Below are 14116 nucleotides of genomic sequence, written 5' to 3'. Positions count from 1 at the left end.
CAACCCATTCGGCGTCGTGGCCGCTGATCGGTGCCTGAGCAACCCATTCGGCGTCGTGGCCGCTGATCGGTGCCTGAGCAACGCATCATCCCGTCAATCGGTTCCACTGACACCGATCGCGTCAAGACAGCCAATCGGTGCGTCACCAACCCAATGAGCCACGTTTCGGTTGCCCAGGCACCGATCGGGATCCCGTCGCGGCATTCGGTTGCACCGGCACCGATCGACCGTCTTGACCCGATCGGTGCCTCATCAACCGGATGGGACATCATCCGGTTGCTCAGGCACCGATCAGGACTCGCCCCGGGCTTTCGGTTGCCCAGGCACCGATCAGGGGGTCAGTCGGCGGGCTCGGTCGCGGCGAGCAGGAGGGCGGGCAGGGTGACACGCAGGAGGTCGGCGTCCAGGGGACGGTCCTCCACGAGGGCCTCGCGCAGCTCGGCGTCGTACGTGCCGAGCAAGATGGTGACGAGCTGGCGGACGGGGATGCTGGTGCGCAGCCCGAGGTCGGACAGCACCCGCTCGACCACCGCCGAGATGCGCACCCCCACCATGCGCCACAGGGCGTTGAACTCCTCACCGCCGATGTCACCGCGCAGACCCCGCAGCTGGAACTCCGCGTGCAGCAGGAAGAAGTCGCGGTCCGGCGGCCGCAGCTCCAGGAAGCGGTCCATGATCCGACCCAGCGACTCCCCCGGCGCGAGCCCGGCGTAGGTCTGCGGGTCGACGGCCTCCTCGATGCCGCTCATGAGGTCGGCGAACTCCCGCTCGAACAGCGCCTGCACGAGCTCGTCCTTGCTCGCGAAGTTGGAGTAGAAGGCGCCGCGCGTGAAGCCCGCGTGCTCGCAGATGTGCTCCACCGAGGCCCCGTGGATGCCCTCGCGCGCCAGCACGTCGCGCGCGGCGTCGAGCAACCGCTCGCGGGTCGCCGACCGCCGGCGCGTCGTCCCTGGGGTCTCGCTCATCCCTGCATCCTCCCGCATCGGCCGGTCGGGTCGAGGATCGCGGCGGCACGGGAGGTCATCGTGTGACCAGTCCCACGCTGTTCGATACATTGTCGCACTCGATACACAACTGTATCCTAACGCGGTGTCCACCCTCCTGTACTCCCTCGGTCGCTGGAGCTTCGCCCACCACCGTCGCGTCGTCGCCGGGTGGGTCCTGCTGCTCCTGGCCAGCGGAGCGCTCGCGGGGGTGTTCACCACCGGCACGAACGACTCCTTCGACATCCCGGGCACCGAGTCCCAGACGGCCATCGACGCCCTCGAGCGGACCTTCCCCCAGCTCGCCGGCACGTCGGCCTACCTCGTCGTCGAGGCGCCCGACGGGGCCCGCATCACCGACCCCGAGGCGCGCGCCCTCGTCGAGCGGACGATCGCGGAGATGGGGCAGGTCGAGGGCGTCGACGACGTCGTCTCGCCCTTCTCCGACCTCACCGACATCGGCATCTCCGAGGACGAGCGGGCCGCGCAGGTCCAGGTGCAGTTCCTCGACGACCTCCCCGACCTCACCGACGACCAGCTGACCAGCCTCCAGGAGACGGGCGAGGCCCTGGACGAGGCCGGTTACACCGTCGCGTTCGGTGGCGACGCCTTCACCAACACCGGCCCGCAGCTCTCGATCGTCGAGCTGATCGGCGTCATCGTCGCGTTCATCGTGCTCTACCTGATGTTCCGCTCCCTGCGCGCGGCCGTCATGCCGATCATCACCGCCGTCGTCGGCGTCGGCGTCACGATGGGGCTGACCTTCGCCCTGACACCGGTCGTGGTCATCTCCAGCGCCTCGCCCCTGCTGGCCCTCATGCTCGGCCTGGCCGTCGGCATCGACTACGCCCTGTTCATCGTCTCGCGCTACCGCGAGCTCCTCGCCGCGGACGTCGACCCGCAGGAGGCCGCCGGGCGCGCCGTCGCGACCGCAGGCTCGGCCGTCGTGTTCGCCGGCGCCACCGTCGTCATCGCGCTGCTCGGTCTGGCCATCGCCCAGATCCCGTTCCTGACGGTCATGGGCGTCATTGCCGCCGGTGCCGTCACGATCGCCGTCGCGGTCGCCCTCACGCTGCTGCCGGCCCTGCTCGGTCGCGCAGACGAACGACTGCGTCCCACCGACAAGGAACGCCCCCCGGGCGGTTTCTCGAGGCGCTGGGTCACCGCCGTCACCCGCTTCCCGGTCTTCTCGATCGTCATCATCGTCGTCGGTCTCGCGATCGTGACGATCCCGACGAAGGACCTGCAGCTCGCCCTGCCCGACAACGGTGCCGCACCCGAGGGCTCGACGCAGCGCGTGGCGTTCGAGATGGTCGAGGACTCCTTCGGCCCCGGCTACAACGGTCCGCTGCTCGTGACCATGGACCTCATCACCTCCACCGACCCGGTCGGCGCCGTCGAGGCCATCGAGGCCGACGTCCGCCAGGTCCCGGGCGTGGCCGCGATCGGTCTGGCGACGCCCAACGAGACCGGCGACACCGGCCTGATCCAGGTGGTGCCGACGTCCGGGCCCGCCGAGGTCGAGACCGCCGACCTCGTCCAGGCCATCCGCGACCGCGCGCCCGGCTGGGAGACCGAGCACGACATCCGCACCATCTCCGTCACGGGCCTGACCGCCGGCGGCATCGACGTCTCCGACCGGCTCCGCTCCGCGCTGCTGCCCTTCGGCGTCGTGGTGGTCGGCCTGTCGGTGCTGCTGCTGATGATCGTCTTCCGCTCGATCGTCGTCCCCATCAAGGCCACGCTGGGCTTCCTGCTCTCCACCGGCGCGTCGTTCGGCGCCGTCGTGGCGGTCTTCCAGTGGGGCTGGTTCGCCGACGAGCTGCACGTGCTGCAGGTGGGGCCGTTGATCAGCTTCCTGCCGATCCTGCTCATGGCGGTGCTGTTCGGGCTCTCGATGGACTACGAGGTCTTCCTGATGTCGCGCATCAAGGAGGAGTACACCCGCACCGGCGACCCCGACGAGGCGATCCTGACCGGCTTCGTCGGCAGCTCGCGTGTCGTCACCGCCGCCGCCGTCATCATGCTCGCGGTCTTCGCCGCCTTCGTGCCCGAGGGCGACGCGAACATCCAGCCGATCGCCTTCGCGCTCGCGATCGGCGTCTTCGTCGACGCGTTCCTGGTGCGCATGCTGTTCGCCCCTGCCGTGATGCGCCTGACCGGGCGCACCGCGTGGGCCCTGCCCGGCTGGCTCGACCGCCGGCTCCCGCACATCGATGTCGAGGGTGACGCCATGCACCGGCGCATCGCACTCGAGGCGTGGCCGAGCCGACCCGCCGCCGTCACCGCCGCCGGACTGACCGCCGCCACCACGACCGGCCCCGTCTACAACGACGTGAACCTGCGCGTGCCCGCCGGTGACTGGCTGCTCGTGCACGGTCCCGCACGCGCCGGGAAGACGGCCCTGCTGCTCACCCTCGCCGGCCGGATGGGCTTCGACGACGGCCGCCTGCGGGTGGCCGGCAAGCTCCTGCCGCAGGAGACGCGCGCCGTCCGCCAGCGGGTGAGCCTGGCCGAGGTGGCCGGCGTCAACGACCTCGACGACGCCCTGAGCGTCGACGAGCACATCGCCGAGCGCCTGTCGATCCGCACGTTCGGCCTGTGGGTCCCGCGCCGGCGCATCGCACCGGTCCGCCACGAGCTGAACCGTGCCCTGGAGCACGCCCACGAGGCCCGCGGCACCGTCGTCGCCGAGGTCGACGGCGCGACCCCCGTCGTCGAGCTCGACGGCGTCGCGCGCATCGTGCTGGGCGTCGTCCTGGCCCTGCTCGACGAGCCGGAGATCGTCGTCGTGGACGACGTCGACCACCTGCGCGTCACGGACCAGGTCGAGCTCGTCTGGTCGGCCCTGGCCTACCTGCTCGAGGACCGTGGCACCACCGTGATCGCCTCCGTCCGTTCGGCCGACTCGGCGCCGTCGAACCCCGGTCCGCTGCCGACGGAGAGGCTCCACCTCGTCGAGCTCGACACGCACCGCACCCTGAGTGAGCTGATGTCCTGATGCTGCCCTCCCCCGCCCTGCCCTGGTTCGAGCTGGCGCGCTTCCGGCGCAGCCGTCTCACCCGGGCCGCCGTCGCGGCCGTCGTCGTCGTGCCGCTGTTCTACGGCGGCCTCTACACGTGGGCCAACATCGACCCCACCAACAACCTCGACCGCGTCCAGGCCGCCGTCGTGAACCAGGACGAGCTCATCGAGGTCGAGGGCCCCGACGGCGAGACCGAGCCGGTCTCGGTCGGCAGGCTGCTCGCCGCCAACCTCATCGGCGACGACTCGCCGGAGAACTACGACTGGGTCCTCACCGACGCTCGCGATGCCCAGGACGGCCTCGCCGACGGCGACTACAAGGCCGTCCTCACGATCCCTGCGAACCTCTCCGCCGCGGCGACGTCGACCGACGACCCGGAGTCAGCCGTCCAGGGCGAGCTCGACCTCAAGACCAACGACGCCGTCAACTACGTCAACGGGCAGGTGGCGCGCAGCATCCTGCAGGCCGCTCGCCAGGCGCTCAACGCCCAGGTCACCGAGACCTACCTCGACAACATCTACCTGAGCTTCTCCGACCTCAAGGTCTCCCTCGCCGAGGCCGCCGACGGGGCCGGTGAGCTGGCCGACGGGGCCGAGCAGCTCGCCGACGGCAGCGCCGAGCTGGCCGAGGGCACCGGGCAGCTCGCCGACGGCGCCAACGCCCTGGCCGACGGCAATCGTCAGCTCGCCGACGGTGCACGGCAGCTCGATGCGGGCGCCGGAGAGCTCGCCGACGGTCTCGGCGAGCTGCGCCGGGAGACCGCGGCGCTGCCGGGACAGACCCGCCGGCTCGCCGACGGTGCACGTCAGGTGGCGGGAGGTGTCGACCAGCTCAACGCCGTCGTCCAGCAGGTCGTCTCCACGATCCTCCGCGGGACCGAGGACGCCGATGCGTTGGCTGCGACGTTGCGAGCCCTGGCGGCCCAGTGCCGGGACGCGGCGCCCGAGGGCTTCGACTGCGGCGCGATCGACCAGGCGGCCGCCCAGGCGACGACCATCGTCGGTGGCATCCGCGACGAGGCGCGAACCGTCGGCGGGCAGACGCAGGAGCTGAGCGACGGCGCCCGCCAGGTGGCCGACGGTGCCGCCGAGCTCGCCGGCGGTGTGGGGCAGCTCAGCGCAGCCATCGGCCAGGCGGCCGGCGGTGCGGCCGAGCTCGCGTCCGCCACGGGTCAGCTCAGCGACGGCGCCACGGAGGCCGCCCGTGGAGCGGACCAGCTGGCGGCCGGGGTCGGAGAGCTCGCGGCAGGCGCCGGTCAGCTGGCTGACGGTGCCGCCGAGCTCGCGCAGGGAGCGCGCGAGCTGCGCGACGGGCTGCGCGAGGGTGCCGGCGAGATCCCCGACTACACCGAGGACGAGCGCGAACGACTCGCCCAGACCGCCGCCACCCCCGTGGAGGACGCGATCGAGCGAGTCAACGGCGTCGACTCCTACGGCGCCGGACTGGCCCCGTACTTCATCGCGCTCGCCCTGTGGGTCGGTGCGATGGCCATCTACCTGCTGCTGCGTCCCTTCCCCCGACGCGCCCTGGCATCGACCGCGGGCGGCTGGCGCACCGCCCTGGCCGGCTACGCACCCGGTCTGCCCCTGGCCGCACTGCAGGCGCTCCTGCTCGTCGGTCTCGTCGTGGGCCCGCTCGGCATCTCCGCCGCCCGGCCTCTGTTGTTCGTCGGCTTCGCCCTGCTGACGTCGGCCTGCTTCCTGGCGATCAACCAGATGTTCGTGGCGCTGTTCGGCGCGGCAGGGCGGTTCGCGGCACTGGTCTTCGTCAGCCTCCAGCTGACGTCCGCCGGTGGCACCTACCCGGTCGAGACCGCTCCGGGGTTCTTCGGCTTCCTGCACTCGCTGATGCCGATGACCTACGCCGTCTCCGGTCTGCGCAACGGCATCGCCGGCGGCGACGTCGGCGTCTGGGCCGCGGCCGTCGTGCTGATCGCCTTCACCCTCGGCGCCCTCGCGGTCACGGTGCTCACGGCCGTGCGGCGCCAGAGCGTGACGGTCTCCCGGCTGCACCCGACGCTCACGCTCTGACCGAGCTGCACCCTGGTGGAGCCGCGGGCCGAACCATGGTGCGATGGATGCTCCGGCAGCACGAGGAGGCCGGGTGACCGACATCCGCCCCACCGCACCGTGGCCGTTCGTCGCGAGCATCGTCGTCCTGGCCATGAGCGCTGCGAGCCTACTGTCGCTGATCCCGACGACCCGCCGTTGTCAGCGTGCGCAGGCAGGCGCCTCGACCGCGGACAGCGGCTCCGGTGCGCCGACCGAGGGCATGCCGAGTCCGACCGAGCGCACCTCGGTGCGGCCCTGTCGCGACTCCCAGGCGTCGCCGGCGCGGGTGCGCCGGTAGGAGACGGGCGCGTCGTCGCTGACCAGGTGGTGCGGCGCGGCATGGGTGACGACGACCTCCACCACGTCACCGGGACGGACGTCGCGGTCACCCGGCACGAAGTGCACGAGTCGGTTGTCGCGAGCCCGTCCCGTCAGGCGTCGGGTCTCGTGGTCCTTGCGGCCACCGGCGGCCTTGTGGTCGGAGACGAGGAGCTCGACGGTGCGGCCCTCGAGGCGCCGGTTCTCGGCCCAGGCCACCTCCTCCACGAGCGCGGCGAGGCGCTCGTAGCGCTCCTGCACGACGGCCTTGGGCAGCTGGTCGGGCAGGTCGGCCGCCGGCGTGCCGGGTCGCTGGGAGTACTGGAAGGTGAAAGCGCTGGAGAAGCGCGCCTCCCGCACGACGTCGAGCGTCGCCTGGAAGTCCTCCTCGGTCTCGCCGGGGAACCCGACGATGATGTCGGTGGTGATGGCCGCGTCGGGCATCGCCGCGCGGACCCGCTCGAGGATGCCGAGGTACTTCTCCCGACGGTAGGAGCGGCGCATGGCCTTGAGGACGCGGTCGGAGCCGGACTGCAGCGGCATGTGCAGCTGCGGCATGACGTTCGGCGTCTCGGCCATGGCCGCGATGACGTCGTCGGTGAAGTCCTTGGGGTGCGGACTGGTGAACCGCACCCGCTCGAGACCCTCGACCTGCCCGCACGCGCGCAGCAGCTTGCCGAACGCGAGCCGGTCGCCGAACTCCACGCCGTAGGAGTTGACGTTCTGGCCCAGCAGCGTCACCTCGACGACGCCGTCGGCGACGAGCGCCTCGACCTCGGCGAGCACGTCGCCGGGGCGCCGGTCCTTCTCCTTGCCGCGCAGGCTCGGGACGATGCAGAAGGTGCACGTGTTGTTGCAGCCGACGCTGATGGAGACCCATGCCGCGAACACGGAGTCGCGCTTGGTGGGCAGCGTGGACGGGAAGACCTCGAGGGACTCCAGGATCTCGACCTGGGACTCCTCGGCCACCCGCGCGCGCTCCAGGAGCACCGGCAGCGAGCCGATGTTGTGGGTGCCGAAGACGACGTCGACCCACGGCGCCCGCGCGGTGATCGTGTCCTTGTCCTTCTGCGCCAGGCAGCCGCCCACGGCGACCTGCATGCCGGGGTTGCGCGCCTTCACGCTGGCGACGTGCCCGAGGTTGCCGTAGAGCTTGTTGTCGGCGTTCTCGCGCACCGCGCAGGTGTTGAAGACGACGAGGTCCGGGTCGCCGCCCTCGGCCGCGTCGTGCGCCTGGTAGCCGGCGGTCTCCAGCAGCCCCGAGAGCCGCTCGGAGTCGTGGACGTTCATCTGGCACCCGTAGGTGCGCACCTCGTAGGACTTCGTCATGACCGCCCCATCGTACGACCGGGCCCCGGGCGGGTCGCCCGTGTGCTCAGCGGCGCGGTCGCAGCGTCGTCGCGACGACGCCGGAGCCGAGCGCGCGTCGACCGACCGGCTCGAGCTCGATCCGGTCCCGCAGGCCGTCGAGGAGCCGCGGGCCGTGCCCGGCCACGACGGGGTGGACGAGGAGCTCGTACTCGTCGATGAGGCCCAGGTCGGCCAGGGCGGTCGGCAGCGTCACGCCCCCGACCCACAGGCCGTCGCCCGGTTCCTGCTTGAGCCGTCGCACGGCGGATCCGACGTCGCCCGTGACCAGCTCGGCGTTCCAGTCGACCTCGTCGAGCGTGCTCGAGACGACGTGCTTCCTCGCACCGTCGATCGCCTCGGCGAAGGGCACCTCCCACGCCTGCATCCAGTCAGGCCACTGCCCCGACGCGGGCCGACGCCAGGCGGCCTCCATCATCGCGTACGTGGTCCGACCCAGCAGGAGCGCGTCGGCACGGCGGAACGCGTCGGTCCAGTACGCCATCGACTCGGCGTCCGGCGCCAGCCCCGCCTCGTGGTGGCAGCATCCGTCGAGCGTGACGTTGATCGAGTAGCGCAGCGGCCTCATCGCACCAGTGTGCTCGCGCTGGGACCATCCGTCACGGACCGGGGCCGTTCACCCCATTCGTGCCAACAGCTGGTTCATCCGGTCGATCTCCGAGCCCTGGTCCGAGGCCATGCCGGCGGCGAGCTTGCCCAGCTGGGTGTCCGAGCCCTCGGTGAGGACGTCGGAGATCATCTCCAGCGCGCCCTCGTGGTGGCGGACCATGAGCTGCAGGAAGAGGACGTCGAAGTCGTCGCCCCTGGCACGGCGCAGGGCAGCCATCTGCTGCTCGGTGGCCATGCCCATCATCGCCTCGCCCTCCCCACCGTGATCCCCGTGCGCGTGGGGCATCGGCAGGTCCCCGGACTCGATCTGCTCGCGCGTGGGAGCGCGTTCGCCCAGCTCGTCGAGCCACCCGGCGAGAGTGAGGATCTCCGGCCGCTGTGCGCTGACGATGCGATCGGCGAGGCTGCGGATCTGCTCGCTGCCGCCGGCCGAGGGAGCCAGCTCGCCCATCTCCAGTGCCTGCGCGTGGTGCGGGATCATCATCTGCGCGAACCGGACGTCGGCGGCGTTCGCCGCCGCCGGCGTGATCACCGGTGCCTCGTCGAGCTCCTCGGCCGGCTCGCCGGGCTTGCCCGGCTGGATGATCGTGCCGTCGACCTCCGGACGGTCGTCGGTCTGGCCGCCGCACGCCGTCAGCGTGAGAGCGGCGGCCACCGCCACGGCCGCCACGGCGGTGCGTCGACGTCGTTGCCAGCGCGTCATGGTCCCTCGATTCCCCTCGATGCCCCTCGATGCACGTGCTCGTCGGACGGCGGGTCCGGCGCCGACGCTCGCATGATGTCGAAACGATGACGTCGCGCGCGTCCCCTTGTCGGCGACCCCGTGGTGAGGTCAGGATAGAGGCCTTCGGGGGAAGGACAACAACCCATGGTGCACTCAGCACGTCAGTCACGAGTCGTCCGCACGACTCTCCTGACCGCGACCGCCGGCCTCCTGGCCGCCGGTCTCACGGTCCCCATCCAGGCCAGCGCGGCACCGGAACCGCCGCCGGATCCGTGCGAGGGCGCGCAGACGTTCTCCGAGGCCGACCGCCTCGCGGGCAACTGTCTGCCCGGCAACGACGTCGCCCGCCTCTTCCAGGCTCCCGACACGTCCGGGCTGCTCGGCGTCGACGAGGAGGCCAAGAGCGACAACGTCCGCGTCCTGGCCAACATCCCCAAGCAGGGAGCCTTCGCCGAGGAGAGCGCCTACAACAGCGACCTCGCCTTCCAGGGCCGGTACGCCTTCGCCGGCAACTACAACGGCTTCACCGTCTACGACATCGCCCAGCCGACGCGCCCCAAGGTCGTCTCCCAGGTGGTCTGCCCTGGTGCGCAGGGCGACGTCTCCGTCTACGGCGACCTCCTCGTGGTCAGCGTCGACGCCGCCCGCAGCGACGACTCCTGCTCCAGCGAGCCGGACAGCGCCACCAACGCCGACGCGTGGGAGGGGGTGCGGATCTTCGACATCTCGAACGTCCGCAAGCCCGAGTACGTCGCGGCCGTCGCGACGCCGTGTGGCTCGCACACCAACACCATCGCGCCCGGTCCGGCGGTCAAGCCGGGCAAGAGCGAGGGCAAGGGCAACGGCAAGGGGCCGAAGGGCAAGGTCCAGGACCTCTACGTCTACGTCTCGTCGTACTCGCCCAACGCCGCGTTCCCGAACTGCCAGCCGCCGCACGACCTCATCAGCGTCGTCAAGGTGCCCCTGAAGGCGCCCCAGGACGCAGCCATCGTCGCCACGCCGGTGCTCTTCCCCGACGGGGGCAACCCAGGCCTGGGCTACTCGCGCCAGACCAGCGGCTGCCACGACCTCACCTCCTACCCGGAGAAGGACCTCATGGCCGGCGCCTGCATGGGTGACGGCATCGTGCTCGACATCAGCGACCGCGAGGCGCCCGTCGTCACCGAGCAGGTCCGCGACGAGGAGAACTTCTCCTTCTGGCACTCCGCGACCTTCAACAACGACGCCACCAAGATCGTCTTCACCGACGAGCTCGGCGGCGGCGGCGCGCCGGTCTGCAACGAGGAGACCGGCGACACGAAGGGTGCCAACGGCATCTACGACCTCGGGTCCGACGGGCAGCTGGAGCTCAAGAGCTACTACAAGATCCCGCGGCCGCAGTCGAACACCGAGAACTGCGTCGCCCACAACGGCTCGCTGGTCCCGGTCGCGGGTAAGGACATCATGGTCCAGGCCTGGTACCAGGGCGGGTGGTCGATGTTCGACTTCACCGACTCCGAGAACCCCGTGGAGATCGCCTGGCACGACCGCGGCCCGCTCTCCGACGAGCGGCTCGTGCTCGGTGGGGCGTGGTCGACGTACTACTACAACGGCCACATCTACTCCAACGAGATCCAGCGGGGCTTCGACGTCTTCCGCGTCGACGACCGACGGATCGCGGGAGCGGAGAAGGTCCGCTTCGACGAGCTGAATCCGCAGATGCAGCCGAGCTACCCCGAGAAGGGCAAGCCCGGCAAGCGCTGAGCTCGCGTCCCACGCGGTACTCACGAGGGCCGCGCCTGTCCTTCCCGACGGGTGCGGCCCTCGTGCGTGCGGTATCCATGGCGCTGGACGTCGCCGCGGCCGGGGCGACGTCACTGGTCGTGACCGGATCGGTCACAATGGACCCACGACGCCGCCGACGCCGAGGAGGACCGCATGACCGACGACACCTCCGCCTTCGACCTCATCGACGACGCCCTCGACGAACGCGACCTCACGGCCCTGGCGCGCATCGCCGGTGACCTCGACCCCGGACCTCTCACCGACGTGCTCGAGCGGCTGGCACCGGCGCCACGCGCCGTCGTCTACCGCGTCCTGCCCAAGCTCGTCGCGCTGGAGGTCTTCGAGCGGCTCGACCCGGCGCTGCAGGCCGAGATCCTCGACGCGTTGCGCGACGAGGAGGTCACGGCGGTCTTCACCGAGCTCGACCCCGACGACCGCGTCGGCCTGCTCGACGAGCTGCCGGCCTCGGTGGCCTCGCGTCTGCTGCGCGGGCTCCCGCGCGCCGAGCGTGACCTGACCGCGATCGTCCTCGGCTACCCCGCCGGCTCCATCGGTCGTCGGATGAGCCCGGAGTTCGTCTCGGTGGCCGCGTCCAGCACCGCGCAGGACGCGCTCGAACGGGTGCGTCGCGTCGGCGCCGACCTCGACTCCGCCCACACCGTGCCCGTCGTCGACGGGAGCCGGCGCCTGCTCGGCACCGTCCCGCTGCAGTGCCTGCTGTCGGCCGCCCCGACGGTCGCCGTCGCCGACCTGCTGCAGGAGGTCGACACCGCCGAGGCCAGCGACGACGCCGAGGACGCCGCGCGACGCTGCGTCGGTTCCAAGGCCCTCGCCCTGCCGATCGTCGACGCCGAGGAGCGGCTCGTCGGCCTGCTGACCGTCGACGACGCCCTCCGGCTGCTGGAGGACGCCGACTCCGAGGACCAGGCGCGCATCGGTGGTGTGGAGCCACTGCGCCGTCCCTACCTCTCGACGCCGATCACCGGGCTCGTCCGCTCGCGCATCACGTGGTTGTTCGTGCTCGCCATCGGCGCGACCCTCACGGTGCAGGTGCTCGAGGTGTTCGAGGCGACGCTCGAGCAGCTCGTGGTGCTGTCGTTGTTCATCCCCCTGCTCATCGGCATCGGCGGCAACACCGGCAACCAGGCCGCGACCACCGTCACCCGCGCGATCGCGCTGGGCGACGTGGGGACGCGAGAGATCGGCACCGTCGTGTGGCGCGAGCTGCGCGTCGGCCTGAGCCTCGGGCTCGTCCTCGGAACGATCGGCGGGCTCGTCACGACGCTGATCTACGACGGCGACATCGGCCTGGTGATCGGCCTGACGCTCGCCGCGGTCTGCACGATGGCCGCCACCGTCGGAGGCGCCATGCCCTTGCTGGCCAAGGCGCTGCGCGTCGACCCGGCGGTCTTCTCCAACCCGTTCATCTCGACGTTCGTCGACGCCACCGGCCTCGTCGTCTACTTCCTCATCGCGCGCGCCGTCCTCGGGATCTGAGCCCGCGCCGCGTCACGACACGGTGACAATTCGGTTGCGGACTTGCCGGTAGGGGTCGATGAGCAGATAGGTTTCCGTCCATGGTCGACACACCCATGGTGGCGATGCGGGGGGTGCAGAAGCACTTCGGCTCGTTGCACGTTCTCCAGGACATCGAGCTCGAGGTCGGGCGCGGCGAGGTCGTCGTCGTGATCGGACCCTCCGGCTCGGGCAAGTCCACGCTCTGCCGCACCATCAACCGGCTCGAGACGATCGACGAGGGTGTCATCGAGGTCGACGGCGACGTGCTCCCGGCCGAGGGCAAGCCCCTCGCGCGGCTGCGCGCCGACGTCGGCATGGTGTTCCAGTCCTTTAACCTCTTCGCGCACAAGACGGTCCTGGAGAACGTCACCCTCGGGCCCATCAAGGTGCGTGGCCAGAAGAAGGCCGAGGCCGAGAAGCGCGCCATGGAGCTGCTCGAGCGCGTCGGCGTCGAGGCCCAGGCGCACAAGCTCCCGGCCCAGCTCTCCGGGGGTCAGCAGCAGCGCGTCGCGATCGCGCGCTCCCTGGCCATGGACCCCAAGGTCATGCTCTTCGACGAGCCCACCTCCGCGCTGGACCCGGAGATGATCAAGGAGGTCCTCGACACCATGGTCGACCTCGCCAAGGGTGGCATGACCATGGTCGTGGTCACCCACGAGATGGGCTTCGCGCGCACCGCCGCCGACCGCGTCCTGTTCATGTCCGACGGGCGCATCGTGGAGGAGAACACCCCCGAGGAGTTCTTCGCGAACCCGCAGACCGACCGCGCCAAGGACTTCCTCAGCAAGATCCTCAAGCACTGACCGTCACATCCATCCATCGGAGGCACACACCATGAAGTTCCGCACCACCCGTTGGGCGGCCGTCGCGGCCGCCACCGTGCTGACGCTCGCCGCCTGTGGCGACGCCGGCAGCGACTCCAGCGAGAGCGGCGAGTACGACGTCGTCGAGAACCCCGAGTTCCCCGAGGGCTCGCGCATGGCCGAGCTCGCCGAGCAGGGCACGATCACGATCGGCGTCAAGTACGACCAGCCCGGCATCGGCTTCCGTGGCGCCGGCCAGGACGCCCCCACCGGCATCGACCCCGAGGTCGGCAAGATCATCGCCGCGGAGCTCGGCATCGCCGCCGACGACATCGAGTGGGTCGAGACGATCTCCGACAACCGCGAGCCGTTCCTGCAGAACGGCACCGTCGACCTCGTGATCGCGTCGTACTCCATCACCGACGAGCGCCGCGAGCTCGTCGGCCAGGCCGGCCCGTACTACGTCACGGGCCAGGACCTCCTGGTCGCCGCCGACGACGACAGCATCAACGGCCCCGACGACCTCGAGGGCAAGCGCGTGTGCTCGGTTCGCGGGTCCACCTCCATCGCCACCGTCGAGGAGGAGTACGGCGCCACCCCGGCCGGGTTCGACACGTACTCCGAGTGCAACGACCAGCTGCTCAACGGATCGGTCGACGCCGTCACCACCGACGGCGCGATCCTGCTCGGCTACGCCGCCGAGAACCCCGACGAGCTGCGCGTCGTCGGGGAGCCCTTCTCCGAGGAGCGCTACGGCATCGGCTACAGCCCCGACGCCCCCGAGATGTGCGAGTTCCTCAACGAGACCCTCGAGCAGGCCTTCTCCGACGGTCGGTTCGAGCAGGCCTTCGACCTCACGCTCGGCCAGTCCGGCAACGAGGTTCCCGAGGCGCCCGAGCTCGACGCCTGCCCCAGCTGATCGTGACGGTCGTGGGCCGGGCGCCTCGCCCGGC

At 70.9% G+C, this 14116-nt stretch carries 10 protein-coding genes; 6 read left to right on the top strand and 4 right to left on the bottom strand.

Features of this window, described 5'->3' with window-relative positions; genetic code table 11:
- Window positions 1-338: 338 nt before the first annotated feature.
- Window positions 339-965 (bottom strand): TetR/AcrR family transcriptional regulator, encoded by a 627-nt coding sequence (locus ABD213_RS10060; protein ID WP_344327550.1) that lies wholly within the window; start codon window positions 963-965, stop codon window positions 339-341.
- Between the two features lie 124 nt (window positions 966-1089).
- On the opposite strand from ABD213_RS10060, the gene ABD213_RS10055 reads away from it, so the two are divergent.
- Complete coding sequence (locus ABD213_RS10055) at window positions 1090-3984, top strand: MMPL family transporter (RefSeq protein ID WP_344327549.1); 2895 nt, start codon at window positions 1090-1092, stop codon at window positions 3982-3984.
- Window positions 3984-6038 carry a YhgE/Pip family protein gene (locus tag ABD213_RS10050; protein WP_344327547.1) on the top strand — a complete coding sequence of 685 codons (2055 nt, stop codon included), beginning with the start codon at window positions 3984-3986 and terminating at the stop codon, window positions 6036-6038. Before ABD213_RS10055 ends, ABD213_RS10050 begins: the two co-directional genes overlap by 1 nt.
- A 180-nt stretch (window positions 6039-6218) precedes the next feature.
- Here the strand turns inward: ABD213_RS10050 and miaB are convergent, their stop codons facing one another.
- The 3 genes from miaB to ABD213_RS10035 are packed head-to-tail and all read right to left on the bottom strand — an operon-like array spanning window position 6219 to window position 9057.
- Window positions 6219-7706, bottom strand: coding sequence for a tRNA (N6-isopentenyl adenosine(37)-C2)-methylthiotransferase MiaB (gene miaB / locus ABD213_RS10045; protein WP_344327546.1), 1488 nt, complete (start codon window positions 7704-7706; stop codon window positions 6219-6221).
- 46 nt (window positions 7707-7752) lie between these two features.
- Entirely contained in the window at window positions 7753-8313 is a 561-nt protein-coding gene (locus ABD213_RS10040) for a dihydrofolate reductase family protein (RefSeq protein WP_344327544.1), read from the bottom strand.
- Window positions 8314-8361: 48 nt separating this feature from the next.
- The gene (locus ABD213_RS10035) at window positions 8362-9057 is read right to left on the bottom strand and encodes a DUF305 domain-containing protein (protein WP_344327542.1); all 696 of its coding nucleotides are present in this window, start codon (window positions 9055-9057) and stop codon (window positions 8362-8364) included.
- Between the two features lie 165 nt (window positions 9058-9222).
- Here ABD213_RS10035 and ABD213_RS10030 point away from each other — a divergent pair, with 165 nt between their 5' ends.
- From ABD213_RS10030 to ABD213_RS10015, 4 genes are all read left to right on the top strand, one after another.
- Window positions 9223-10821 carry an LVIVD repeat-containing protein gene (locus ABD213_RS10030; protein WP_344327540.1) on the top strand — a complete coding sequence of 533 codons (1599 nt, stop codon included), beginning with the start codon at window positions 9223-9225 and terminating at the stop codon, window positions 10819-10821.
- A gap of 174 nt (window positions 10822-10995) precedes the next feature.
- A complete protein-coding gene (gene mgtE / locus ABD213_RS10025; protein WP_344327537.1) occupies window positions 10996-12339 on the top strand; it encodes a magnesium transporter in 1344 nt (447 codons plus the stop codon).
- A 95-nt stretch (window positions 12340-12434) separates the two neighbouring features.
- Entirely contained in the window at window positions 12435-13163 is a 729-nt protein-coding gene (locus ABD213_RS10020; protein ID WP_344327741.1) for an amino acid ABC transporter ATP-binding protein, read from the top strand.
- 31 nt (window positions 13164-13194) lie between these two features.
- Window positions 13195-14082, top strand: a complete 888-nt coding sequence (locus tag ABD213_RS10015; RefSeq protein WP_344327536.1) for a glutamate ABC transporter substrate-binding protein — start codon at window positions 13195-13197, stop codon at window positions 14080-14082.
- Window positions 14083-14116 lie beyond the last annotated feature (34 nt).

Origin of the sequence: Aeromicrobium halocynthiae (assembly GCF_039531385.1) — a bacterium.
GTDB classification, from domain to species: Bacteria; Actinomycetota; Actinomycetes; order Propionibacteriales; family Nocardioidaceae; genus Aeromicrobium; species Aeromicrobium halocynthiae.
This window is presented reverse-complemented; position numbering and strand designations above follow the sequence as displayed.